The organism is Streptomyces actinomycinicus, assembly GCF_016741775.1.
In the GTDB taxonomy this organism is placed as follows: Bacteria; Actinomycetota; Actinomycetes; order Streptomycetales; family Streptomycetaceae; genus Streptomyces; species Streptomyces actinomycinicus.
Genome location: NZ_JAERRK010000002.1, coordinates 359,690 through 383,792, shown reverse-complemented (window position 1 = coordinate 383,792; position 24,103 = coordinate 359,690). Strand labels below are relative to the sequence as shown.

General features: G+C 72.3%; 25 protein-coding genes. 17 read left to right on the top strand and 8 right to left on the bottom strand.

Features of this window, described 5'->3' with window-relative positions; all coding sequences use genetic code 11:
* Positions 1-30 precede the first annotated feature (30 nt).
* Together JK359_RS05715 and coaA are read right to left on the bottom strand one after the other, a co-directional pair.
* A complete protein-coding gene (locus JK359_RS05715; RefSeq protein ID WP_201832291.1) occupies positions 31-963 on the bottom strand; it encodes a DUF389 domain-containing protein in 933 nt (310 codons plus the stop codon).
* A gap of 22 nt (positions 964-985) precedes the next feature.
* Complete coding sequence (coaA, locus tag JK359_RS05710) at positions 986-1,954, bottom strand: type I pantothenate kinase (protein ID WP_201832791.1); 969 nt, start codon at positions 1,952-1,954, stop codon at positions 986-988.
* 178 nt (positions 1,955-2,132) lie between these two features.
* Between coaA and glmS the strand changes: the two genes are divergently transcribed.
* Positions 2,133-3,980 (top strand): glutamine--fructose-6-phosphate transaminase (isomerizing), encoded by a 1,848-nt coding sequence (gene glmS, locus JK359_RS05705; RefSeq protein ID WP_201832289.1) that lies wholly within the window; start codon positions 2,133-2,135, stop codon positions 3,978-3,980.
* A gap of 54 nt (positions 3,981-4,034) precedes the next feature.
* Here the strand turns inward: glmS and JK359_RS05700 are convergent, their stop codons facing one another.
* Positions 4,035-4,385, bottom strand: a complete 351-nt coding sequence (locus tag JK359_RS05700; protein ID WP_201832284.1) for a hypothetical protein — start codon at positions 4,383-4,385, stop codon at positions 4,035-4,037.
* Positions 4,386-4,503: 118 nt separating this feature from the next.
* Positions 4,504-5,286, bottom strand: coding sequence for an SDR family NAD(P)-dependent oxidoreductase (locus JK359_RS05695; RefSeq protein WP_201832282.1), 783 nt, complete (start codon positions 5,284-5,286; stop codon positions 4,504-4,506).
* 64 nt (positions 5,287-5,350) lie between these two features.
* Here JK359_RS05695 and JK359_RS05690 point away from each other — a divergent pair, with 64 nt between their 5' ends.
* From JK359_RS05690 to JK359_RS05660, 7 genes are all read left to right on the top strand, one after another.
* Positions 5,351-5,722 (top strand): holo-ACP synthase, encoded by a 372-nt coding sequence (locus JK359_RS05690; RefSeq protein ID WP_201832280.1) that lies wholly within the window; start codon positions 5,351-5,353, stop codon positions 5,720-5,722.
* Between the two features lie 54 nt (positions 5,723-5,776).
* Complete coding sequence (locus JK359_RS05685) at positions 5,777-7,219, top strand: NAD(P)H-hydrate dehydratase (protein ID WP_201832278.1); 1,443 nt, start codon at positions 5,777-5,779, stop codon at positions 7,217-7,219.
* A gap of 382 nt (positions 7,220-7,601) precedes the next feature.
* Entirely contained in the window at positions 7,602-8,528 is a 927-nt protein-coding gene (locus JK359_RS05680) for a L,D-transpeptidase (protein ID WP_201832276.1), read from the top strand.
* 59 nt (positions 8,529-8,587) lie between these two features.
* A complete protein-coding gene (gene alr, locus JK359_RS05675) occupies positions 8,588-9,757 on the top strand; it encodes an alanine racemase (RefSeq protein ID WP_201832274.1) in 1,170 nt (389 codons plus the stop codon).
* Positions 9,758-9,890: 133 nt separating this feature from the next.
* Positions 9,891-11,159 carry an alpha/beta fold hydrolase gene (locus JK359_RS05670; protein ID WP_201832272.1) on the top strand — a complete coding sequence of 423 codons (1,269 nt, stop codon included), beginning with the start codon at positions 9,891-9,893 and terminating at the stop codon, positions 11,157-11,159.
* Positions 11,116-11,637: a tRNA (adenosine(37)-N6)-threonylcarbamoyltransferase complex ATPase subunit type 1 TsaE gene (gene tsaE / locus JK359_RS05665; RefSeq protein ID WP_201832270.1), complete on the top strand. Its 522-nt coding sequence runs from the start codon at positions 11,116-11,118 to the stop codon at positions 11,635-11,637. Before JK359_RS05670 ends, tsaE begins: the two co-directional genes overlap by 44 nt.
* A 144-nt stretch (positions 11,638-11,781) precedes the next feature.
* Positions 11,782-11,949: a hypothetical protein gene (locus tag JK359_RS05660; protein WP_201832269.1), complete on the top strand. Its 168-nt coding sequence runs from the start codon at positions 11,782-11,784 to the stop codon at positions 11,947-11,949.
* Between the two features lie 39 nt (positions 11,950-11,988).
* Here JK359_RS05660 and JK359_RS05655 read toward each other — a convergent pair whose 3' ends face one another.
* Positions 11,989-12,549 (bottom strand): hypothetical protein, encoded by a 561-nt coding sequence (locus tag JK359_RS05655; RefSeq protein ID WP_201832266.1) that lies wholly within the window; start codon positions 12,547-12,549, stop codon positions 11,989-11,991.
* A 113-nt stretch (positions 12,550-12,662) separates the two neighbouring features.
* Between JK359_RS05655 and tsaB the strand changes: the two genes are divergently transcribed.
* Genes tsaB through JK359_RS05635 form a run of 4 tightly spaced genes read left to right on the top strand, consistent with a single transcriptional unit; the run spans position 12,663 to position 15,193 of the window.
* Positions 12,663-13,319 (top strand): tRNA (adenosine(37)-N6)-threonylcarbamoyltransferase complex dimerization subunit type 1 TsaB, encoded by a 657-nt coding sequence (tsaB, locus tag JK359_RS05650; RefSeq protein ID WP_201832264.1) that lies wholly within the window; start codon positions 12,663-12,665, stop codon positions 13,317-13,319.
* 29 nt (positions 13,320-13,348) lie between these two features.
* Positions 13,349-13,846: a ribosomal protein S18-alanine N-acetyltransferase gene (gene rimI / locus JK359_RS05645; RefSeq protein WP_201832789.1), complete on the top strand. Its 498-nt coding sequence runs from the start codon at positions 13,349-13,351 to the stop codon at positions 13,844-13,846.
* A complete protein-coding gene (gene tsaD, locus JK359_RS05640) occupies positions 13,839-14,939 on the top strand; it encodes a tRNA (adenosine(37)-N6)-threonylcarbamoyltransferase complex transferase subunit TsaD (RefSeq protein ID WP_201832249.1) in 1,101 nt (366 codons plus the stop codon). The genes rimI and tsaD overlap by 8 nt, the downstream gene beginning before the upstream one ends.
* Positions 14,936-15,193: a hypothetical protein gene (locus JK359_RS05635; RefSeq protein ID WP_201832245.1), complete on the top strand. Its 258-nt coding sequence runs from the start codon at positions 14,936-14,938 to the stop codon at positions 15,191-15,193. The genes tsaD and JK359_RS05635 overlap by 4 nt, the downstream gene beginning before the upstream one ends.
* 377 nt (positions 15,194-15,570) lie before the next feature.
* Here JK359_RS05635 and JK359_RS05630 read toward each other — a convergent pair whose 3' ends face one another.
* Positions 15,571-16,170: a hypothetical protein gene (locus tag JK359_RS05630; RefSeq protein WP_201832243.1), complete on the bottom strand. Its 600-nt coding sequence runs from the start codon at positions 16,168-16,170 to the stop codon at positions 15,571-15,573.
* 144 nt (positions 16,171-16,314) lie between these two features.
* Between JK359_RS05630 and JK359_RS05625 the strand changes: the two genes are divergently transcribed.
* A complete protein-coding gene (locus JK359_RS05625; RefSeq protein ID WP_201832239.1) occupies positions 16,315-17,688 on the top strand; it encodes an FG-GAP-like repeat-containing protein in 1,374 nt (457 codons plus the stop codon).
* An 85-nt stretch (positions 17,689-17,773) separates the two neighbouring features.
* Here the strand turns inward: JK359_RS05625 and JK359_RS05620 are convergent, their stop codons facing one another.
* Positions 17,774-19,021, bottom strand: a complete 1,248-nt coding sequence (locus JK359_RS05620) for a THUMP-like domain-containing protein (RefSeq protein WP_201832234.1) — start codon at positions 19,019-19,021, stop codon at positions 17,774-17,776.
* Between the two features lie 90 nt (positions 19,022-19,111).
* Between JK359_RS05620 and JK359_RS05615 the strand changes: the two genes are divergently transcribed.
* The 4 genes from JK359_RS05615 to groL all read left to right on the top strand — a co-directional run bounded on the left by JK359_RS05615 (position 19,112) and on the right by groL (position 23,326).
* Positions 19,112-20,017, top strand: coding sequence for a polysaccharide deacetylase family protein (locus tag JK359_RS05615; protein WP_201832232.1), 906 nt, complete (start codon positions 19,112-19,114; stop codon positions 20,015-20,017).
* Positions 20,014-20,826, top strand: coding sequence for a polysaccharide deacetylase family protein (locus JK359_RS05610; RefSeq protein ID WP_307787978.1), 813 nt, complete (start codon positions 20,014-20,016; stop codon positions 20,824-20,826). Before JK359_RS05615 ends, JK359_RS05610 begins: the two co-directional genes overlap by 4 nt.
* A 443-nt stretch (positions 20,827-21,269) precedes the next feature.
* A complete protein-coding gene (groES, locus tag JK359_RS05605) occupies positions 21,270-21,578 on the top strand; it encodes a co-chaperone GroES (RefSeq protein ID WP_004955293.1) in 309 nt (102 codons plus the stop codon).
* A 119-nt stretch (positions 21,579-21,697) separates the two neighbouring features.
* Positions 21,698-23,326 (top strand): chaperonin GroEL, encoded by a 1,629-nt coding sequence (gene groL / locus JK359_RS05600; protein WP_201832229.1) that lies wholly within the window; start codon positions 21,698-21,700, stop codon positions 23,324-23,326.
* A gap of 57 nt (positions 23,327-23,383) precedes the next feature.
* Here the strand turns inward: groL and JK359_RS05595 are convergent, their stop codons facing one another.
* Positions 23,384-24,091, bottom strand: coding sequence for an ester cyclase (locus tag JK359_RS05595; RefSeq protein WP_201832227.1), 708 nt, complete (start codon positions 24,089-24,091; stop codon positions 23,384-23,386).
* Between the last annotated feature and the right edge of the window lie 12 nt (positions 24,092-24,103).

Sequence of the window (24,103 nt, the reverse complement as noted above, 5' to 3'; positions counted from 1 at the left end):
TCCCCACGGCCTCGGGCCGGCTGCGGCGCCCTAGGACAGCCGCTCCCGCTGTTTCGTCCAGAACCATTTCTGGGCCAGCAAGGTGAGGGTGCCCGCCAGGACGATGCCCAAGAGGTTCAGCAGGAGTTGGTTCGTCGAGCCGAGCGTCTGCGAGGGGTCCCCGTAGGCCAGGGCCACGGCGGCGTTGGCGGCGGCCGGGACCGTCGTCACCGAGATGGCCACGCCCACCAGCGCCCCCGACTTCGCCGAGGTCAGGGACAGGGTGCCGGCGATGCCGGCCAGTACGGCCACGATGAACGAGAACCAGTCCGGCGCGTACACGAACGCCGTGTTGGGCCGCTCGCCGTCCAGCTGGGACCGGTGGAACAGCCCGATGACGTCCATGAACAGGCTGAAGCCGACGGTCACCGCCATCGCCACCGCGAAGCCCACCAGCAGCGCGATCAGTGAACGCCAGGCCAGCCGCGGATGGCGCCGTACGAGGGCCGTGCAGATGCCGGCCAGCGGGCCGAACTCCGGTCCCACCGCCATCGCGCCGACGATCAGGATCGCGTTGTCCAGGACGACGCCGCAGGCGGCGATCATCGTGGCCAGCGTTATGAAGGCGAGGTAGGTGACCGTCAGCGTCGACTCCTCGTGCGTGGCCTCGGTGAGCCCCTCCCACAGCACCGCGTCCGCGCCCTCGCCCGGCGCCTCCTCCTCGGCCTCGTCGGCCCGCCGGGACAGCGACAGGTCGATGTCCTCCACGGCGATCGAGCCGGTCTCGTCCAGCCCCGCCCGGCGCAGTCCACCGATGAGTTCGTCCCCCGCCTCGCGCGCCACGTCGCACATCACGACGTCCCCGACGGGGTCGCGTGCGGCGCCCGGGAGCACCACCAGGTGGGCCGTACCGACCGTCCTCTCGATCAGGTGGACCACGTCGTCGGTCCTGTCCGCCGGTGTGATCAGGCGCAGATGCAGCATGACGCCTTTCTAACAGGCGGGCCTACAGCTTGCGGAGCCTGAGCCGCTGCACCTTGTGGTCCGGGCCCTTGCGCAGGATGAGCGTGGCCCGGCCGCGGGTCGGGGCGATGTTCTCGACCAGGTTGGGCTTGTTGATCGTCCGCCACAGCGTGCGGGCGTAGTCCAGGGCCTCGTCCTCGGAGACCTGGGTGTACTTGCGGAAGTACGAGTCCGGCTTCTGGAACGCCGTCTGGCGCAGCTTCTTGAAGCGGTTGAGGTACCAGCGCTCGATGTCCTCGGCGCTCGCGTCGACGTACACGCTGAAGTCGAAGTAGTCGGCGAGACCGACCCGGGTGCGGCCGTCCTTGCCGGGGAGGGCGGGCTGGAGCACGTTCAGGCCCTCGACGATCAGGATGTCGGGACGGCGGACGGTGAGCCGCTTGTCCGGGACGATGTCGTAGATGAGGTGGGAGTAGACGGGCGCCGTCACCTCGCCCTTGCCGGCCTTGATGTCGGCGACGAAGCGGGTGAGGGCCCGGCGGTCGTAGGACTCGGGGAAGCCTTTCCGCGACATCAGGCCCCGGTCCTCCAGCTCCCGGGTGGGCAGCAGGAAGCCGTCGGTCGTCACCAGCTCCACGCGCGGGTGTTCGGGCCAGCGCGAGAGCAGGGCCTGCAGGAGGCGGGCGACCGTGGACTTGCCGACGGCGACCGAGCCGGCGACGCCTATGACGAACGGGGTGCCGGACTGGGAGCCCTGTTCACCCAGGAAGGTGTTCAGCGCACCCCGCAGGCCGTCCGTGGCGCCGACGTAGAGGTTGAGGAGCCGGGACAGCGGGAGGTAGATGTCCCGCACCTCGTCCAGGTCGATGACGTCACCGAGACCGCGGAGCTTCTCCACCTCCTCGGCGGTGAGCGGCAGCGGTGTCTTGTCCCGCAGCGCACTCCACTCGGCGCGGGTGAGGTCGACGTAGGGAGTCGCCTCCGGCCTGTGCCGGTGGGCGCTCCGGGGCATCGAGGAGACCGGTGAGATCACAGTCCATTGTTAACGGAGTTTGAACGCGGCGGCGGGTGGGGTCCGTCACGCGCGCAGGACCGGCCCGTCGCGGGGAGCTTCGTACGGCGGTGGGAATTTCCGATTTCGGGCACACGGAGGCGGTTTCCGGCCGGTGCCTGCCCGTAGGCTGCCGCCCATGTGCGGAATCGTGGGATACGTAGGGTCGCAGTCGGCGCTCGATGTCGTGATGGCCGGGCTGAAGCGGCTGGAGTACCGGGGGTACGACTCGGCAGGTGTCGCCGTACCGGCGGACGGCGGGCTGGCCGCCGCCAAGAAGGCCGGAAAGCTGGTCAACCTCGAGAAGGAGCTGGTCGACCGGCCGTTGCCGACGGGCTCGACCGGCATCGGCCACACCCGCTGGGCCACGCACGGCGGCCCCACGGACGCCAACGCGCACCCGCACCTGGACAACGCGGGCCGGGTCGCGGTGGTCCACAACGGCATCATCGAGAACTTCGCGGTGCTGCGCGCCGAACTGGCCGAGCGGGGCCACGAGCTGACCTCCGAGACGGACACCGAGGTCGTCGCCCATCTGCTGGCGGAGGAGTTCTCCGCGACCGCCGACCTGGCGGAGGCGATGCGGCTGGTGTGCCGGCGGCTGGAGGGCGCGTTCACGCTGGTCGCGGTGCACGCCGACGAGCCGGACGTGGTGGTCGGCGCCCGCCGGAACTCGCCGCTGGTGGTGGGAGTCGGCGAGGGCGAGGCGTTCCTGGCCTCCGACGTCGCCGCGTTCATCGCCCACACCCGGTCGGCGATCGAGCTGGGCCAGGACCAGGTGGTGGAACTGCGGCGCGACGGCGTCACGGTGACCGGTTTCGACGGCCGTCCCGCCGAGGTCCGCTCGTACCACGTGGACTGGGACGCATCGGCGGCCGAGAAGGGCGGTTACGACTACTTCATGCTCAAGGAGATCGCCGAGCAGCCCAAGGCGGTCGCCGACACCCTCCTCGGGCGCATCGACCCGTCCGGTTCGCTGACCCTGGACGAGGTCCGGATCAGCCCCTCCGAACTGCGCGAGATCGACAAGGTCGTCATCGTCGCCTGCGGTACGGCCTTCCACGCCGGCCTGATCGCCAAGTACGCCATCGAGCACTGGACGCGGATCCCGTGCGAGGTGGAGCTGGCGAGCGAGTTCCGCTACCGGGACCCGATCCTGGACGGCCGTTCCCTGGTGATCGCGATCTCCCAGTCCGGCGAGACCATGGACACCCTGATGGCGCTGCGGCACGCCCGCGAGCAGGGCTCCAAGGTGCTGGCGATCTGCAACACCAACGGCTCGACCATCCCCCGTGAGTCGGACGCGGTGCTGTACACGCACGCCGGCCCCGAGGTCGCCGTCGCCTCCACGAAGGCGTTCCTGACCCAGCTGGTGGCGTGCTACCTGGTCGCCCTGTACCTGGGCCAGGTGCGCGGCACCAAGTGGGGCGACGAGATCCAGGCGGTCATCAAGGACCTGTCCCGCATCTCGGTCGAGGTCGAACGGGTCCTGGAGACCATGGAGCCGGTACGGGAGCTGGCGCGGACGCTGGCCGCCAAGGACACGGTGCTGTTCCTCGGCCGGCACGTGGGCTACCCCGTGGCCCTCGAAGGCGCCCTGAAGCTCAAGGAACTGGCGTACATGCACGCCGAGGGCTTCGCCGCCGGCGAGCTGAAGCACGGGCCGATCGCGCTGATCGAGGACGACGTGCCGGTGGTCGTCGTCGTACCGTCCCCGCGCGGCCGGTCGGTCCTGCACGACAAGATCGTCTCCAACATCCAGGAGATCCGCGCCCGCGGCGCCCGCACCATCGTGATCGCCGAGGAGGGCGACGAGACGGTCGTCCCCTACGCCGACCACCTGATCCGGATCCCGGCCACGCCGACGCTGCTGCAGCCGTTGGTGGCCACCGTGCCGCTCCAGGTCTTCGCCTGCGAGCTGGCGACGGCCCGGGGCAACGAGGTGGACCAGCCCCGGAACCTGGCCAAATCGGTGACGGTGGAATGAGAAGAAGGGGCGGACGGCAGGCTGCCGTCCGCCCCTCTGCCGCCGGTCAGGCGGTCACCAGTTGATGCAGGTCTTCGGGACCCAGCCGACCTTCTTGTCGCCGCCGTAGTACCACAGGTTGCTCTTCTTGCCGCAGGCCTTGTACGAGCCGCCCTTGTAGGCCTTGCCGTCGTTGCAGACCGTGCCCTTCTTGCCCTTGCCCCAGATGCCGACCGCCGTGGCGGTCGTCTTCGGGGAGGTGCGGACGTTGACGGTCTCCTTGGCGGGAACGTTGACGAGCGCCTTGCTGCAGTCACGCGGCAGGGACGCCGCGGAGGCGGTGCCGGCGGTGACGACGGTTCCGGTGAGGGCCGTACCGATCAGGGCCGCGGTGGCGAGCGCGGTACCCAGGAACCTCGACTTCAAAGCTGTGTCCTCCCGTTGTGTGTGATGGCGGCCGTTGCGACACGGAACGCCGGTCGCCAGGAAGACTACTGGGCACGGGACTTCGGTTCGATCTTGGGGTTGCCACAGCGAAATGCGCTCAGTGGACGGAGAAGCCGCCGTCCACGTGGATCGACTGCCCGGTGACGTAGCCGGAGGCGCGGCTCGCCAGGAACACCGCCGCGCCCGCGAAGTCCTCGGCGAGGCCGTTGCGGCCGGTCATCGTGCGCGCGGCCAGCGCGGCCACCCGCTCGGGGTCGGACGACAGCCGCGCGTTCAGCGGGGTCATCACGAAACCCGGCACCAGGGTGTTGCAGGTGACGCCGTACGGCGACCAGGCCTCCGCCTGGGAGCGGGCCAGGGACTCCAGCGCCCCCTTCGAGACTCCGTATGCGCCGCTCTGCACGAACGCCCGGTGCGCCTGCTGGGAGGTGATGTGGATGATCCGCCCGAAACCCCGCTCGGCCATGCACGGCCCGAACCGCTGCCCCAGCAGGAAGGGCGCCTCCAGGTTCACCGCCATGGTGGTGTCCCACACGTCCTCGCCCAACTCGCCCAGGGGTGGCCGGAGGTTGACCCCGGCGGAGTTGACGAGGATGTCGGGTTCCCCGAAGACGGCGGTGGCCTCCTCGGCCGCCGCGCGCACCCCCGCACGGCTGCTCAGGTCCCCGCTCACCCAGGCCGCCCGGCATCCCGCGGCCACCAACTCCCCGACGGTGGCGACCAGTTCCGCCTCCCTCCGCGCGACGACCACGACCCTGGCCCCGGCCCGCGCCAGCGCGCCCGCAACGGCCCGCCCGATCCCGGAACTTCCACCGGTCACGAGGGCGACCCGGTCGTCGAGGGAGAACAGGCCGGAGAGATAGGCGCGCGAAGAGGACATGCCGGAAGCGTAGGCGACGTGGTGTCGCCGGGTCCCCGCGCGGCGGAGTCGTAGGGTGCTCGGCATGAGCATCATCGGGGTGGGCATCGACGTCGCCGAGATCGACCGGTTCCGCGAGTCCCTGGAGCGGACACCCGGGCTGGCCGACCGGCTGTTCGTGGAGAGCGAGCTGCTGCTGCCCAGCGGGGACCGGCGGGGCATCGCCTCGCTGGCGGTCCGGTTCGCCGCCAAGGAGGCCCTGGCGAAGGCGCTGGGGGCACCGCCGGGGCTGCACTGGACCGATGCCGAGGTGTACGTGGAGGACACCGGGCAGCCACGGCTGCGGGTGACGGGGACCGTGGCCGCCCGTGCCGCGCAACTGGGCGTGCAGTCCTGGCACGTGTCGCTGAGTCACGACGCGGGCGTCGCCTCGGCCGTGGTGATCGCCGAGGGCTGACCGGACGGCGCCCCCGGGTGTGGACGGTGGGGGTTGCGGGGCAGACTCGGTGCCATGCGTACTGCGTACAGCGTGGAGACGGTGAGGGCGGCCGAGCGGGCACTGATGGCGCGGCTGCCGGAGGGCGCGCTGATGCAGCGGGCCGCCGCCGGGCTGGCCGCCGCCTGCGCCGACCTGCTCGGACGGGTGTACGGCAGCCGGGTGGTGCTGCTGGTCGGCAGCGGGGACAACGGCGGGGACGCCCTGTACGCGGGGGCGCGGCTGGCCCGGCGGGGAGCCGGTGTGACGGCCGTACTCCTTACGCCGGAACGCGCCCATGCCGGGGGCCTGCGGGCGCTGCGCCGGGCAGGCGGCACGGTAGTGGCCACGGACTCGGCCGAGGCCCTGATCGAGCGGGCCGACCTGGTGGTGGACGGCATCGTCGGCATCGGCGGGAAGGGCGGCCTGCGCCCCGAGGCCGAACGGCTCGCCGGGACGGTGACGGCATCCCGGGCCGCCGTCGTGGCCGTGGACCTGCCCAGCGGCGTCGACGCGGACACCGGTGAGGTGCGGGGCGCCGCGCTGCGGGCCGACCTGACCGTCACCTTCGGCACGTACAAGCCGGGGCTCCTGGTGGATCCCGCGCGGGAGTACGCCGGGGTCGTCCGGCTGGTCGACATCGGCCTGGAGCCGGCCGCCGGGGCCGCCGAGCTGGAGGCGCTGCAACACGCGGACGTGGCCCGGCTGTTGCCGGTGCCCGTCGCGGAGAGCGACAAGTACCGGCGGGGCGTCGTCGGCATCGCCGCCGGGTCGGCGCGGTATCCGGGGGCCGCCGTGCTGGCGGTGTCCGGGGCGCTGCGGGGCGGTGCGGGGGCGGTGCGGTACGTCGGGCCGGCCGCGCAGGCGGTCGTCGCGCGCTTCCCGGAGACCCTCGTCTCCGACGCGGGACCGGCCAGGGCCGGGCGCGTGCAGGCCTGGGTGGTCGGGCCGGGCGCCGGGGACGACGCGGCGACCGTGGCCGAGGTGCTCGGAACGGACGTACCGGTGCTGCTGGACGCGGACGGGCTGCGGCTGGCCGAACGGGACGCGGTACGGGGCCGTGCGGCGCCGACGCTGATGACCCCGCACGCGGGCGAGGCCGCCGCGCTGCTGGGCGTGCGCCGCGAGGAGGTCGAGGGGGCCCGGCTGGCCGCGGTGCGGGAGCTGGCGGCGGTGTACCGGGCGACGGTGCTGCTGAAGGGCTCGACGACACTGGTCGCCGGCTTCGAGGGCGGGGCGGTGCGGGCGAACGCCACGGGGACGCCGTGGCTGGCGACGGCCGGGAGCGGGGACGTGCTGTCCGGGCTGGCGGGGTCCCTGCTGGCGGCCGGGCTGAGTGCGGTGGACGCGGGAAGCGCGGGCGCCTATCTCCACGGCCTGGCCGGCCGCTTCGCCGCGGCAGGCTCACCGACGGGCGCACATGACGTCGCCTCACACATCCCGAAGGCCTGGCGAGACGTACAAGCAACGGCCCGATAAGGCACGCGAGGAACCACGCGAGCCCCCCAAGCACCCCCAGGGGCGCGAGGAACCGCGCAAGCACCCCCACGCACCCGCACCTGCACGACACACGGAAGCACCCCCCAGGGGCGCGGGGAACTGCGCGAGCACCCCCACGCACCCGCACCCGCACGACGCACGGAAGCACCCCCAAGGGGCGCGGGGAACTGCGCGACCGGCCACAGCGGACCCGCACCCGGGCAACGGCCCTGCCCCCGACGGCCTGCCCCCGACGGCCTGCCCCCGACGGCCCTGAATTCCACGCCCCTGAATTCCACGGCGCCCCAACCCCTGCACCCCCCGGGTGACCCCACCCGCGCGCCACCCCGTTTCCGCACACCCCCCGCGTTTGGCTGACCACATGATCAGCAGACTCGTTGCCCGCCGGAGCCTCGCGGTGGTGCTCGCCGCCGCGACCGTCCTCCCGGTGGGCGGTGTCGCCGGAGCCGCCGCGCCCGCCACCACCCACCCGGCTCCCGGCACCCCCGCCTTCGAGACATCCCCCGTCCCCCTGGAGGACCTCGTCCCCGGGGTGCCCCCCGGCCCGGCCCAGCCCTGGCAGATCGACACCCCGGACCAGGCGCTGCCGCCCAAGGTGTACACACCCGGCAAGGCGGAGGACGCCGTCGAGCCCAGGGACGCCCCGCCGGGGACGTACGACCTCATCGAGTACGTGCCGTTGGCCGACGCCGTCGCCAAGGTGACGTGCAGCAAGCTGACCGGCCCTTACCAGCGCCAGGTGGAAGGATGGCTGAAGCTGAAGGTGGACGGGAAGCAGTCCGCCTCCGACTGCAAGGCGATCCGGGCGTTCCAGGTCAAGTACAAGATCAAGCCCGCCGGCGGTTTCGCGGGCCCCGTCACCTGGTCGACCATGATGCTGCTGTCCGCCGGGAAGAACCCGAACGCGGCCAGGAAGTGCCCGGTCAAGTCGTACCGGGTCGCCTGCGTCGATCTGAGCCGGCAGCTCACCTGGGTGCAGAAGGGGAGCAAGGTGGTGTCCGGACCCGTGCCGATGCGCAGCGGACGGAATGGGTACGCCACCCGGAAGGGCTGGCACACCGTCTACTGGCGGCACAAGAACCACTGGTCGACGCTGTACAACCAGCCCATGCCGTACGCCCAGTTCTTCGACGGCGGCCAGGCCTTCCACGCCGTCTACGGCAGCATCTACACCACCGTCGGCTCCATGGGCTGCGTCAACCTGAAGCTCGGCGACGCACGCAAACTGTGGAACACGCTGAAGAAAGGCGACAAGGTGTACGTATGGGGGCGCCGGCCGGGCACCTGAGATATTGCAGGGGGCGGTGCCGGAGGGCTGTCGGCGGCCTCTGAGAGACTGGGGGCGCGATGACTGAGACTGCTGCTGTGCCGACCGCCGCCCTGCGCGCCCGCGCCGAGATCGATCTCGGCGCGCTGCGCGCCAATGTGCGGACCCTGCGCGCCCGCGCGAAGGGCGCCGCCGTGATGGCCGTCGTCAAGTCCGACGCGTACGGCCACGGGGCGGTGCCCTGTGCCCGCGCGGCCCTCGAGGCCGGCGCGAGCTGGCTCGGTACGGCCACGCCCGACGAGGCCCTCGCACTGCGTGCGGCCGGACTGCCCGGGCCCATGCTGTGCTGGCTCTGGGTGCCGGGCGGCCCCTGGCGGCAGGCGATCGAGGCCGGCATCGACGTGTCGCTGAGCGGGATGTGGGCCCTGCGGGAGGTCACCGCGGCCGCCCGCGAGGCCGGCCGGGTCGCCCGCGTGCAGCTCAAGGCGGACACCGGGCTCGGCCGCAACGGCTGCCAACCCGGCGCGGACTGGGCCGAGCTGGTGGGCGAGGCCCTGCGCGCCGAGGCCGGGGGACTGCTGAAGGTCACCGGGCTGTGGTCGCACTTCGCCTGCGCCGACGAGCCGGGCCACCCCTCCATCACCGCCCAGCTCGACCGGTTCCGGGAGATGGTGGCGTACGCCGAGGAGCAGGGCGTCCGGCCCGAGGTGCGGCACATCGCCAACTCGCCGGCCACCCTCACCCTGCCGGAGACCCACTTCGACCTGGTCCGCCCGGGCATCGCCGTGTACGGCGTCTCGCCCAGCCCGGAGATCGGCACCCCGGCGGACTTCGGGCTGCGCCCGGTGATGACGCTCAGGGCCTCGCTGGCCCTGGTCAAGCACGTCCCGGCCGGGCACGGCGTCAGCTACGGCCACCACTACGTCACCCCCGGCGACACCACCCTCGGCCTGATCCCCGTCGGCTACGCGGACGGCATCCCGCGGCACGCCTCCGGTACCGGCCCGGTGCTGGTCGACGGCAAGTGGCGGACGGTCGCCGGGCGGGTCGCCATGGACCAGTTCGTGGTGGACCTGGGCGGCGACGAGCCCCCGGTGGGCACCGAGGCGGTGCTGTTCGGGCCCGGCGACCGGGGTGAGCCCACCGCCGAGGACTGGGCCCAGGCCTCCGGCACGATCGCGTACGAAATCGTCACGCGCATCGGAACGCGCGTTCCTCGCGTCTATGTGAACGGGGAAGAACTCGGATAGCCCCGGATAGCCCGTTGGAGAACGGCTACCCGGATCACCGGTCACACCCGTCACGCAAGAGCACAGCGACATCATCCGGAACCATCCGTTTCACCCACCAGGCGAACTGCAGTACGGCGAAGAGGAGCGGTACGTGAGCGAGAGCAGTGCGGAGGCCGTGGCGGACGTCGTCGCCTCGGCGGCCGCCGCCTCCGCCGCGGGGGCGGCCGGCAGCTGGCGCAGGGCGACCGGCATCGCCGGCGCCGCGATAGGCGTGCTGGCCGCGGGCGCGGCGGCCGGCGTCGCCGTCGAGCGGATGACGGTCGGGCGGGGGATGCGCCGCAAGGCCCGCCTGGCGCTGGACTCGGCCGGGCCGTACGGCACCCTGCGCGGCACCCCTGGCAAGGCGTACTCCGACGACGGCACCGAGCTGTACTACGAGGTGGACGAGGCCGAGCCCGATACCGGGCCGAACCTCTCGCCGCGCCGGCGGCGGCTCTTCGGCCGCAAGGCGCCCGCCCCGGTGACCGTCGTCTTCTGCCACGGCTACTGCCTCAGCCAGGACTCCTGGCACTTCCAGCGGGCGGCCCTGCGCGGGGTGGTGCGGACCGTGCACTGGGACCAGCGCAGCCACGGCCGGTCCGGGCGGGGCGTGGCGCAGACCCGGGACCGGGTGCCCCTCGCCATCGACCAGCTCGGCCGCGATCTGAAGGCCGTGCTCGACGCCGCCGTACCGGACGGGCCGATCGTGCTGGTGGGTCACTCGATGGGCGGGATGACCATGATGGCGCTCGCCTCCGAGTTCCCCGAGCTGATCCGGGACCGGGTCGTCGCCACCGCCTTCGTGGGGACGTCGTCCGGGCGGCTCGGCGAGGTCAACTTCGGCCTCCCGGTGGCCGGCGTCAACGCGGTGCGCCGGATCCTCCCCGGAGTGCTGAAGGCGCTCGGGCAGCAGGCGGAGCTGGTGGAGAAGGGGCGCCGGGCCACCGCCGACCTGTTCGCCGGGATCATCAAGCGGTACTCGTTCGCGGGACGGGACGTCGACCCGGCGGTCGAGCGGTTCGCCGAGCGGATGATCGAGTCCACGCCGATCGACGTGGTCGCCGAGTTCTACCCGGCCTTCACCGACCACGACAAGACCGAGGCGCTCGCCTGCTTCCGCGACATGCCCGTGCTCGTGCTGGCCGGTGTGCGGGACCTGGTCACGCCCAGCGAGCACAGCGAGGCCATCGCCGACCTGCTGCCCGACGCCGAACTGGTGCTCGTGCCGGACGCCGGGCACCTGGTGATGCTGGAACACCCGGAAGTGGTCACCGACCGCCTCGCCGACCTGCTCACCCGCGCGGGTGCGGTGCCCGCAGGGGCTACCGTAAGTGGCTATGGAACGACCAGCAGCACCCGCAGCAGCGCGCCACCCCGCTGACATCCGGCTGACGATCACCTCGCCCGAGCAGATGCGCGAGCTGGGCCGCCGGCTGGCCGAGCTGCTGCGCGCGGGCGACCTGGTGATGCTCAGCGGGGAACTCGGCGCGGGCAAGACCACGCTGACCCGCGGGCTCGGCGAGGGCCTGGGCGTGCGCGGCGCGGTCACCTCGCCCACCTTCGTGATCGCCCGGGTACACCCCTCGCTCGGCGACGGCCCGCCCCTGGTCCACGTGGACGCCTACCGGCTCGCCGGCGGTCTGGACGAGATGGAGGACCTGGACCTCGACGTCTCGCTGCCCGACTCGGTGATCGTCGTGGAGTGGGGCGAGGGCAAGGTCGAGGAGCTGACCGAGGAGCGGCTCCAGGTCGTCATCCACCGCGCCGTCGGCGACACCACGGACGAGGTGCGGCACGTGACCCTGACCGGCCTCGGCGAGCGCTGGTCCGAGGCGGACCTCGAGACGCTGGCCGGCTGAGGGCCCGCGGGCCGGGTGGCCCGGCTCTTTCCGACATCCCGTCGGCAACATATTGCGCAGGACCTCCCGGGCGTGGTGACATGGTAGCCAGCCCGTGGTTAGGCATGCCTAACCACGCCCGCCCCCGCACCTCAGGAGGCGTCCATGACCGCAGCCCGCCCCGCGGACCGGCCCCGGCCCGCCCAGCCCGCCGGTGTGTCGGTGCGCGATCTGCTGGCCTCGTGCGTGGCGGCCGACGCCGTCTCCCGGCCCCCGCGAGCCCCGCAGGCCGCGAACGGGCAGCCCCCGCGAGGGCCGCAGGAGAACGCCTAGCCGGACCGGCCACGAGCGACGTCCGGCCGCGAGGGGTGCTCAGCGGATCACGACCACCGGCACGCCGATCGTCGCGAACCGCCACGTCGCGTTCCCGTCCGCGCGGGACTCCCGGATGCCGCCCGTCTTCACGCTCGGGTCGGCCGCCATGCCCGCACTGTCGCCCACCGCCGCGCTGAACCCGATCGTCACTCCCTCGATGCTGGTGAACCGCACCACGTGCTCGACGGGGATGCCGTCGGTCCCGGTGGCCGCGTTCGACCGGGAGGTGACCCAGTACGTGCCCAGCGCCGGGTCGACGCTGCCCGGGTGCACGGTGAAGGTGCGCTGCACCCGGTTCCCCGCGGAGACCAGCCACACCCGGTCGTCGTCCACCGAGTACACGACCCGTTCACCCGTACCGGAATTCGACGGCAGCGCGGCCGGATTGCGCCGGTCCCGGGGCGCCTTCTTCGCGGACGCCGAGGAGGAGGGGGTCGCCCCGGGCCGGCCGCCCGGACCGGCCGGGACGGTCGCCTGTGCCTGGTAGGCGAGGAATCCGACCCCTCCGAGGGCCGCCACGGTGAGGCCGGCCACGATGCCCGAGCTGGTCCCTGCCACCTGCGCCCACCTCTGCCTCGAGGGATATGTCGTACTTCGTACAGACCGTAGCAGCCGGTGACCGTCCGACCCGGACGGCCGTGCGCGAGCCGCGGGCGCCGTAGGCTGTTCGCGTGCTCTTGCTCGCTCTGGATACCGCAACACCCGCCGTCACCGTCGCCCTGCACGACGGCACCGACGTCATCGCCTCGTCGAGCCAGGTGGACGCGCGCCGGCACGGAGAGCTGCTGCTGCCGGCCGTCGACCGGGTCCTCGCCGAGGCAGGCCTGAAGCTGGAGGCGGTCACCGGCGTCGTCGTCGGCACCGGCCCCGGCCCCTACACCGGCCTGCGCGTCGGCCTGATGACGGCCGACACCTTCGGCCACGCGCTGGGCGTCCCCGTGTACGGCGTGTGCACGCTGGACGGCCTGGCCCACGCCGCCGACATCGAGACGGGCCCCTTCGTCGTGGCGACCGACGCCCGGCGCAAGGAGGTCTACTGGGCGACGTACGCCGACTCCCGAACCCGGCTCACCGACCCGGCCGTCGACCGCCCCGCCGACATCGCCGAGCGGGTGGCGGGGCTCCCGGCGGTCGGCGCGGGCGCGCTGCTCTACCCCGACACGTTCCCGAGCGCTCATGAGCCCGAGCACGTGTCCGCCGCCGCCCTCGCCTCCCTCGCGGCCGGGAAACTGGCCGCGGGCGAGGAACTCCCGGCGCCCCGGCCGCTGTACCTGCGGCGGCCCGACGCCCAGGTCCCCAAGAACTACAAGGTGGTCACCCCCAAGTGACACAGCCGGCAACCCCCCGAATGCGTGAGATGCGCTGGTGGGACATCGACCCGGTCCTGGAGCTGGAGAAGGACCTGTTCCCCGAGGACGCCTGGTCCCGGGGCATGTTCTGGTCCGAGCTGGCCCACGCCCGGGGTCCCGAGGCCAACCGGCGCTACCTGGTGGCCGAGTCCGACGGCCGGATCGTCGGCTACGCGGGCCTGGCCTCCTCCGGTGAGCTGGCCGACGTGCAGACGATCGCCGTCGCCCGCGACCACCAGGGCACCGGCCTCGGCGCCCGCCTGCTGACCGAGTTGCTGCGCGCCGCCACCGCGTTCGAGTGTCACGAGGTGATGCTCGAGTGCCGGGTCGACAACGTCCGCGCCCAGAAGCTCTACGAGCGCTTCGGCTTCGCCCCCATCGGGTTCAGGCGCGGTTACTACCAGCCGGGCAACGTGGACGCCCTGGTGATGCGCCTGACCGTCGCATCCGACAGCGGATCCGCCCCGGGCGCCTCTTCAGTACAAGGAACCGAGATCAATGACTGACTCCCGCGACGAGCCTCTCGTACTCGGCATCGAGACCTCCTGCGACGAGACCGGCGTCGGCATCGTCCGCGGCACCACCCTGCTGGCGGACGCCGTCGCCTCCAGCGTCGACGAGCACGCCCGCTTCGGCGGTGTCGTGCCGGAGGTGGCGTCCCGGGCGCACCTGGAGGCGATGGTCCCGACCATCGACCGTGCGCTGAAGGAGGCGGGGGTCAGCGCCAAGGACCTGGACGGCATCGCGGTCACCGCCGGTCCCGGTCTCGCGGGCGCCCTGCTCGTCGGCGTCTCGGCCGCCAAGGCGTACGCCTACGCCCTCGGCAAGCCCCTGTACGGCGTCAACCACCTCGCCTCCCACATCTGCGTCGACCAGCTGGAGCACGGCCCGCTGCCCGAGCCGACGATGGCCCTGCTGGTCTCCGGCGGCCACTCGTCCCTGCTGCTGTCGGAGGACATCACCTCCGACGTCCGTCCGATGGGCGCGACCATCGACGACGCGGCCGGCGAGGCCTTCGACAAGATCGCCCGCGTGCTCAACCTGGGCTTCCCCGGCGGCCCGGTCATCGACCGGTACGCGAAGGAGGGCGACCCGCAGGCGATCGCCTTCCCGCGCGGCCTGACCGGCCCGCGCGACCCGGCGTACGACTTCTCCTTCTCCGGTCTGAAGACCGCCGTGGCCCGCTGGATCGAGGCCAGGCGCGCGGCCGGCGAGGAGGTCCCGGTCCGGGACGTGGCCGCCTCCTTCCAGGAGGCCGTGGTGGACGTGCTCACCCGCAAGGCCGTGCGCGCCTGCAAGGACGAGGGCGTCGACCACCTGATGATCGGCGGCGGGGTCGCGGCCAACTCCCGGCTGCGTGCCCTGGCGCAGGAGCGCTGCGAGGCCGCCGGCATCCGGCTGCGGGTGCCGCGCCCCAAGCTGTGCACGGACAACGGCGCGATGGTCGCGGCCCTCGGCGCCGAGATGGTCGCCCGTAACCGGGCCGCCTCCAGCTGGGACCTGTCCGCCGACTCCTCCCTGCCGGTGACGGATCCTCACGTCCCCGGGCACGACCACGACCACGTGCACGAGGTGAGCAAGGAGAACCTGTACTCGTGACCGTCGCCCTGATGTGGGAGGCCCGGGCGGTCGAGGGCCGGGGCGGGGACCTGCTGGCCTGGGCCCGCCGGCAGCCGCTCGGCGCCGAACCGCTGCGGCGCGAGACCTTCCGGGCGCCGCAGGACCGGGTGCTGGTCATCACGTGGTGGGACGCGCCGTACGACGCCGAGCTGCCCGAACTGCCCGAGCCCGACGCGGCGTTGGTGACGCGGGCCGTCCATCGGTGGCGGTTCGAGGCGGTGGCGGACCACTGAGCCCGCGCTCCGTGGCGGGCCGGCCCCGTGCTCGGTGGCGGGCCGGGCTTGCGCAGGCGCCCCCTGTCTGCGCTATGATCATCACACAGCGAACGGCCGGAACACCGGCCCGGACGCAGTGCGTTGGTGGTCCAAGGAAAGACGCCCCGCTTCCTGCGGGGAAATGCAGGTGCAAGGCCTGCCCGGCGCTCCATTCGACACCCCGTCTCCGGTTCTCCGGAGGCGGGGTGTTCTGCGTCGGCGGACGGGACCGCCGGATGAGAACTTCCGAAGGAAGCCGATCCTCACGGCCTCCGCTGACGGTCCCTTCGTCATTCGGTCCTACGTTCCGCCCGTGACACGACACGAGGAGCAACGCGACGCGGCGGGGAGGTTGCTCAGTCTGTGGCGGGATCGGGGCCGGTGCGCAGCGACCATGCCGTCATCGGACCCCACTTGAGCTCCGGTCCCTCCACCGCGAGCACGCCCTGCACGTCGGGGACGGTGACGACGTCGTCGAAACGGTGGCCACGCCCGGCGAGCACGCGAATGCAGCGCCCCCGCTCGTCGTAGATGCCCAGTCGTCCCCCGGCATCACCGAACTCCGCGGAGATCCGCGCCCCCGGTGCCGGGCACCGGAAGAACCGCGAGGCGCCCCCCTGGGCTTTCGGGGGCAGCGGACCCACGGACATCGCGTCCACGAACCGGACCTTCCACCGTCCCTGCATCTTCCAGCCGCGAATGATCCGCACCTCGTCACATTCTCCGGGCCCCAGAAGAATGTGCGCCTTCTCGCGCATGGCCCCGGACTCGCCGGCGGTCTTCTCCGTGTAGCGCCCGCCCGGCCGGTTCACGCCGACGACCTGAAAACCACCACCACTGCCGAGCCAGCCCCACGCCTCGACAATCACCGCCCGCCCGCGCAGCTCTTTCGGAATTTCGAGGACGCGCGATCCGTATCCGGAGAAATAGTTCTCCCGATCACCCCTGCCGAACATACCCGCCCCAATCCCCTCAATACATGAGAATCATGTCCGAAAAGAAAACCGTTGAAGAAAGGCTAAAGGACGACCGTGCAACCTTCCCGGGGACCCGTTGGTCTCCGGCGGTGACCGATCAGTTGTACACCAGGGGGTTTTCCGTTGTTCCGCGCACGTTCGCACGCCCGTTGGGCACTGCCGCTCACCCTGGGCCTGACCGCCCTCGGCCTCGCCGCCCCGGCCGCGTCCGCCACCCCGCCCAAGAGCGCCCCGGTCCGTGACGACTTCAACGGCGACGGCTACGCCGACCTGGCCGTCGGGGCGCCGAACGGCACGGTCGGCGGCCAGGCCCGGGCCGGCTACGTCACCGTGATGTACGGCGGCCCGCACGGCCTGTCCACGAGCCACCGCACGACCGTCAGCCGGGCCACCGCCGGCATCCCCGGCGCCCCAGCCGAGGGCCAGCGCTTCGGGCTGCAGGTCTCGAAGGGCGACCTGGACGGCGACGGCTACGCGGACCTCGTCGTCGGCAGCGCGTCGCCGCGGGCCGGCGGGGTCGTCGTATGGGGCGGCCCGCGCGGGCTGTCCGGCGGTACGCCGGTCCCGGCCACCGACACCCAGACCGCCGACTTCGACGGCGACGGGCGGCTCGACCTGGCCCTGTTCGCCGCCGGCTTCGGCTCGGGCGACGACCCGGCCGGCACCACCGCCACGATCTGGAAGGGCCCGCTCAAGCGCACCGGCACCCCGGCCGCCCGGACCCCGTTCGACCCCGAGCACCTCCAGTACATCGACATCCGCGACGGCGACACCGGCGACATCAACCGTGACGGACGCGCCGACCTCGTGCTGACCGGCTACTGCGGCGACGGCAACGACTGCAGCGTCCTCTACCTGAGCGGCCCCGCCGGCCTGTCCCGCGTCACCGATTACCACCCGGGCGGCGACGGCGCGGCGGCGATCGGCGACCTGAACGGCGACGGTTACGACGACCTCGTCACCGGCTTCCAGGACGACAACTCGGTCTGGGTGATGTACGGCGGCGCCGCCGGGCTGGGCGGCCAGGACACCTGGAAGGAGTTCACGCAGGACACGCCCGGCGTGCCCGGCGGCAGGGAGGGAACCGACAAGTTCGGCCAGTCGGTCGCGGTCGGGGACATCACCGGCGACGGCATCGACGACCTGGCGGTCGGCGCGCCCGACGAGAACGGCGAGGGCGTGGTCGACGTGCTGCGCGGCAGCCGCTCCGGGCTGACCGGCGCGGGCGCCCAGGCGTTCGGCCAGAACACCGGGGGCGTTCCCGGCACCGCCGAGCAGTACGACTCCTTCGGGTACGTCGTCCGGCTGCTCGACGTCAACGGCAACGGCCACGCCGACCTGGCCGCCGCCGCTCCCGGCGAGGACGGCTACGACGGCGCGGTGTGGGTGCTGCGGGGACGCCCCTCGGGCCTGACCACGGACGCGGCCCTCACCTTCGGCGGCAAGGCGGTACAGGCGCCGTACAGGAAGGCGTCGTTCGGCCTGGAACTGAAGTAGCGGCGGGCCGCCGACGAGGGCCCCTGCGGGAGGCCGGTACGGGCGCCCGGACCGGGCCGCAGCGGGGAGGAGCGGCAGCCGCCGCTCAGCGGAGCGCGGACGCCCCGGGCGGGGCCTGGGCCGGGCCGCCGACCAGCATCGTCGGTGCCCCGGCCACCCGGGTGAGGAACACGGTGGCCGCGTTCGGGCCCTGTGGCTTGACCTTGCGGCGCAGCTCCTCCGGCTCCACCGCCGACCCGCGCTTCTTCACGGTCAGCGTGCCGACCTCGCGCTGCCGCAGCAGGGCCTTCAGCTTCTTGACGTTGAACGGGAGCCGGTCGGTGATCTCGTAGGCCGTGGCGAAGGGCGTGGGCCGCAGCTCGTCCGCGGTGATGTACGCGATCGTCGGGTCCAGGAGCCCGCCGCCGACCTCCTCGGCCACCTCCGCGACCAGGTGCGCGCGGATGACGGCACCGTCCGGCTCGTACAGGTACCGCCCCACCGGCCGTACGCCGGGGTCGGGCAGCCCCCGGCCGTGCAGTGTGCGCGGGCCGGGCAGCAGCGTCGCCCGTACGGCCCCGGCCGTCCCGGTCCCGAACCACAGCACCGCCTCCTTCACGTCGCCGCCGTCGGAGATCCACTCGGCCTCGGCCTCGGCCGGGACCGTCTCGTGCGGGATGCCCGGGGCGATCTTCAGGGCGGCGCGGGGTGCCCCGAGAGCGGTCGCGACCGCCCAGGACAACGGCGGCGAGTACGCCTCCGGATCGAAGATGCGCCCGCCCGTCGCCCGGCCGCCGCCCCTCGCGGACGCGCTTCGCGCGGGTCCTCCTGACCGTCCGCCCCGGCGCGCCGGATCCACGAACACGGCGTCGTAGCCGGTGACGTCGGTCTCCGTGACGTCCGCCTCCCGCACCTCGATCAGACCGGCCAGCCCCAGCGCCTCCGCGTTCGCCGTCGCCGTCGCCGCGGTCAGCGGGTCCCGGTCCACGGCCAGCACCCGGATACCGGCCCGCGCGAACGCGATCGCGTCCCCGCCGATCCCGCAGCACAGATCGGCGACGGAGGTCACGCCCAGCTCCCGGAACCGCTGCGCCCGGTACGCGGCCACGCCGGCCCGCGTGGACTGCTCGACCCCGTTCGGCGTGAAGAACATCCGCCCGGCGTCCTCGTCCCCGAACTTCGCCGCCGCCCGCTGCCGCAGCCGGGCCTGGCCGAGCGCCGCCGACACCAGCTCCGCCGGGTGGTCACGGCGCAGCCGGGTGGCGACGGTGAGTTCGTCGGCCGGGGCCGTGCCGCGCACCTCGTCGAGGAGGGCACGGCCTTCAGGGGTGAGGAGCAGAGCGAGGTCGTTCACCGGGTCATTGTGGGCCAGTCGGTGGATGGTCCGCCTCCGGCGGCGGTGTCGGGCCGGGTTGCGGGCCGGGGCCTGGGAGGATCCGGCACCATGCGAGCAGTAGTACAAAATGACAAAAGCCGGGCGCGGATCACGACGGCGGTCGCGGGCTCCGCAGCCCTTGCACTGGCCGCCTCCACCCTGCTCACCGGCTGTTCCGGCGACCCCGCCCCGGCCCACGGCCAAGGCGGCCCCGCCCGCCCCCTGGACCCGCGGGCCCGCCAGGCCGCGGAACACGCCCGGCTGGCCGCCGCCGCCCGGCGCTGGGGGCTGGACGACGTCCCGCTCACACCCCCGGCCCCGCCCGCGAAGAAGCCGGCGATCGCCCCCCGGGACGGCTTCGAGGTCGACGGCCAGGAGGAAGAGGGTCTCCCGCCGGTCTTCACCACCGTCCCCACCAGGAAGAAGGTCGTCTTCCTCACCATCGACGACGGCGCCGAGAAGGATCCGGCCTTCCTGCGCATGATGAGCGAGCTGAAGATCCCCTACTCGGCCTTCCTCAGCGACTACCTGGTCAAGGAGGACTACGGCTACTTCCGCAGGATGCAGGCGCAGGGTGTGACCCTGAACAACCACACCCTCACCCACCCCTACCTGCCCGGCCTGTCCTATGAGGAGCAGAGGGACGAGATCTGCGGCATGCAGGCCGTCATGAAGGAGCAGTTCGGCAAGGCGCCCACCGTCTTCCGGCCGCCGTACGGCAACTACAACGGCGACACCCTCCGCGCCGCCAAGGACTGCGGCATCAAGTACGCGCCGATCTGGGACGAAGAGGTCTTCGTCGACCACTGGGAGTACCGCGACTGGGACCGCAGCCTGCACCCCGGCGACATCGTCCTCACCCACTTCCGCGGCCGGGACGACTGGAACGGCACGATGGTGGACGACATGCGGCGCTTCCTGAACAAGGTCACGCGCGAGGGCTACGCCGTGGCCCGCCTGGAGGACTACCTGTGAGGCGTGTGCGGGGCACGGCCGTGGTACTCGCCTCGGCCCTGCTCCTCATGGGCTGCGCCCAGTCCGTCGACCCCATCGAACGCCTCGGCAAGAAGGCCGCCCAGAGGGTGCGCCCGCGACGCCCCGCCCACGACCGCGGCTACCGCCGCTGGGGCCTGGCCGAACCGCTCGCCCGCTCCCCGTTGCACCCCGCCCGGCCGCTCGCCGCGCACCGGGGAGCCCACGGTCTGCCCCCGGTGGTCGACCGCGTCCCCACCCGCGACCGGGTCGTCTTCCTCACCTACGACGACGGCGCCGAGCGGGACCCCCGGTTCGTCGACATGGTCCGTGAACTCCGGCTCCCCGTCACCCTCTTCCTCACCGCCGGCGTCGCCGGCCCCGGCCGCGACCACTTCACCCGCCTGCGCACCCTCGGCGCCGGCATCCAGAACCGCATCACCGGGCACCGGGCCCCGGCCGGGCTGCCGTACGCCGTACAGCGCGCCGCGATCTGCGGTCAGCGGGACGGCCTCCGCTCCCGCTTCGGCGTCCGCCCCCGCCTCCTCCGCCCGCCCCACAGCTCGTACGACCCCACCACCCTGCGCGCGGCGGCCGACTGCGGCATCACGGCGATCGTCCTCTGGCGCGCCGCCCTCACCCCCGCCGGCCTCACCTACCTCCACGGCCCCCACCACCTCCGCCCCGGCGACATCGTCCTGGTCGCCCCCGGCGAGCCGTCCGGGCCGCCGCTGCGGGAGCGGACGGTGCGGGTACTGAGACGCACGCAGGAGCAGGGACTGACAGTGGGTCGGCTCGAGGACTACCTGTAGAGCCGTGGAGAACCCGGCGCGACCGCCGAAAGCCGGCCCGCCCGCCGAAAGCCGGCCCGCCCGGCCTTCGCAGAGATCCAGCTCGTTCGGCGTTCGCAGAGATCCAGCCCGTCCGGCGTTTGCGGAGATCCAGCCCGTCCGGCGTCTGAGGACGAGGGCCGTCAGGCCCGACAGCGGGGTCCGGGGGCGGCAGCCCCCGGGACAGCGGACCGACACCGCCCGCCAGGACACCCGCGCGCACCGTTTCCGGCCGACGCGCCGCACGGCAATTGGCACTCCGCTTGACCGAGTGCTAACCCCGGTCATAGTCTCGGCTCTGGCACTCCGCAGGTGAGAGTGCCAACAAACGCGACGGGCAGGTCCGGCACCCGCGACGACGGATCGACCTGGTCGCCACCTCAGACAGTTAACCCCGTGAGATCTCCGAAGGGGGAGGTCGGATCGTGACGACCGCCAGCTCCAAGGTTGCCATCAAGCCGCTCGAGGACCGCATCGTGGTCCAGCCGCTGGACGCCGAGCAGACCACGGCCTCTGGCCTGGTCATCCCGGACACCGCGAAGGAGAAGCCCCAGGAGGGCGCCGTCCTCGCCGTGGGCCCGGGCCGGTTCGAGAACGGCGAGCGTCTGCCGCTCGACGTCAAGGTCGGTGACGTCGTTCTCTACAGCAAGTACGGCGGCACCGAGGTGAAGTACAACGGCGACGAGTACCTCGTTCTCTCGGCTCGCGACGTCCTCGCGATCATCGAGAAGTAGTCACCTCAAGCGACTCTCTGCTTGAAGCCGCGCCCCTGGCCCCCCGCGATCGATAAGAAGCCGGGCGCCCGGGGCGCGGCGTTTTTCACCCACAGATTTCCGAGAGGGCTCCCGCTGCCATGGCGAAGATCCTGAAGTTCGACGAGGACGCCCGTCGCGCCCTTGAGCGCGGCGTCAACAAGCTGGCCGACACCGTGAAGGTGACGATCGGCCCCCGCGGCCGCAACGTCGTCATCGACAAGAAGTTCGGCGCCCCGACCATCACCAACGACGGTGTCACGATCGCCCGCGAGGTCGAGATCGAGGACCCGTACGAGAACCTCGGCGCCCAGCTGGTGAAGGAGGTGGCCACCAAGACCAACGACATCGCTGGTGACGGCACCACCACCGCCACGGTCCTGGCCCAGGCGCTCGTCCGCGAGGGTCTGAAGAACGTCGCCGCCGGCGCCTCCCCGGCCGCCCTGAAGAAGGGCATCGACGCCGCGGTCAAGGCCGTCTCCGACGAGCTGCTGGCCTCGGCCCGCCCGATCGACGAGAAGTCCGACATCGCCGCCGTCGCCGCGCTGTCCGCCCAGGACCAGCAGGTCGGCGAGCTGATCGCCGAGGCCATGGACAAGGTCGGCAAGGACGGTGTCATCACCGTCGAGGAGTCCAACACCTTCGGTCTTGAGCTGGACTTCACCGAGGGCATGGCCTTCGACAAGGGCTACCTGTCGCCGTACTTCGTGACGGACCAGGAGCGCATGGAGGCCGTCCTCGAGGACCCGTACATCCTCATCAACCAGGGCAAGATCTCCGCCATCGCGGACCTGCTGCCGCTGCTGGAGAAGGTCATCCAGGCCGGCTCCTCCAAGCCGCTGCTGATCATCGCCGAGGACGTCGACGGTGAGGCCCTGTCGACCCTGGTCGTCAACAAGATCCGCGGCACCTTCAACGCCGTCGCGGTGAAGGCCCCCGGCTTCGGCGACCGCCGCAAGGCGATGCTGCAGGACATGGCCGTCCTCACCGGTGCCACCGTCATCTCCGAGGAGGTCGGCCTCAAGCTCGACCAGGTCGGCGTCGACGTGCTGGGCTCCGCCCGCCGCATCACCGTCACCAAGGACGACACCACGATCGTCGACGGCGGCGGCAAGTCCGAGGACGTCCACGGCCGCGTCGCGCAGATCAAGGCCGAGATCGAGAACACGGACTCCGACTGGGACCGCGAGAAGCTCCAGGAGCGCCTCGCGAAGCTGGCCGGCGGCGTGTGCGTGATCAAGGTCGGCGCCGCCACCGAGGTGGAGCTGAAGGAGAAGAAGCACCGTCTGGAGGACGCCATCTCCGCGACCCGCGCCGCGGTCGAGGAGGGCATCGTCTCCGGTGGTGGCTCCGCCCTGGTCCACGCCTCCAAGATCCTCGAGGGCAACCTCGACAAGACCGGCGACGAGGCCACCGGTGTCTCCGTGGTCCGCAACGCCGCGGTCGAGCCGCTGCGCTGGATCGGCGAGAACGCCGGCCAGGAGGGCTACGTCATCGTGTCCAAGGTCAAGGACCTGGACAAGGGACAGGGCTACAACGCCGCCACCGGCGAGTACGGCGACCTGATCAAGGCCGGCGTCATCGACCCGGTCAAGGTCACCCGCTCCGCCCTGGAGAACGCCGCCTCCATCGCCTCCCTGCTGCTCACGACCGAGACCCTGGTCGTCGAGAAGAAGGAAGAGGAGCCGGAGGCCGCGGGCCACGGCCACAGCCACGGCCACGCCCACTGAGGCGACCGTCTTCGAGTGAAGGCCCGGCACCCTTCGGGGGCCGGGCCTTCGCCCCGTCTACTGCTCCAACTCGTCGAGGGCGCCCAGCTGCTGCATCAGTCCCAGCTGGTCGTGCTGCCACCACAGCTCGGCGATCTTGCCGTTGTCCGCGAACCGGAACAGTGTCATCCCGGTCATCGTGACCCGCCTGCCCGTGGACCCGATCCCGAGGAAGTCGCCCCGGTGCGTGGCGTTCCACGTCCACCGCGCGCAGGCCCGCTCGTCCTGGCAGAGCACGTCCTCGACCGAGAACGCGAAGTCGAAGGCACGGCGCCACATCCGGAACTCGGCACGCACGCTGTCCAGCCCGATGGTGTCCTGCGGGTTCACCGGATCACGGCTGTGGATGTCCTCGTCGAGCAGATCGTTCAGCGGCGGCAGCTCGCCCGGGGTCGCGAGCGCGGCGAAGAACCTGCGCACGGTCTCCTCGGCCAGCCGCTCGTCCCGTACGACGTCCAGATCGGTGAACGTCGGCACCTCGTCGCACAGCGCGACCATGTCCCGGAAGATCCGGTCGGTCTCCGGGAGGTTCGAGTTGCGCACCGCCTCCTCGTACGACGGGAACTCCACCACCTCGACGACGTGCGACGCGTCCGAGCGGTCCCTGCCGACCACCGCGTGCGTCGCCGTCCGCTTCCCCTTGGTCTGCCGCACCCAGTCGTCGATGAGCCGGTTCATCTCGTCCAGCCGGCTGGTCCTGCACTCGATGAGCTGTACGAAGGTCATGACACCGCCTTC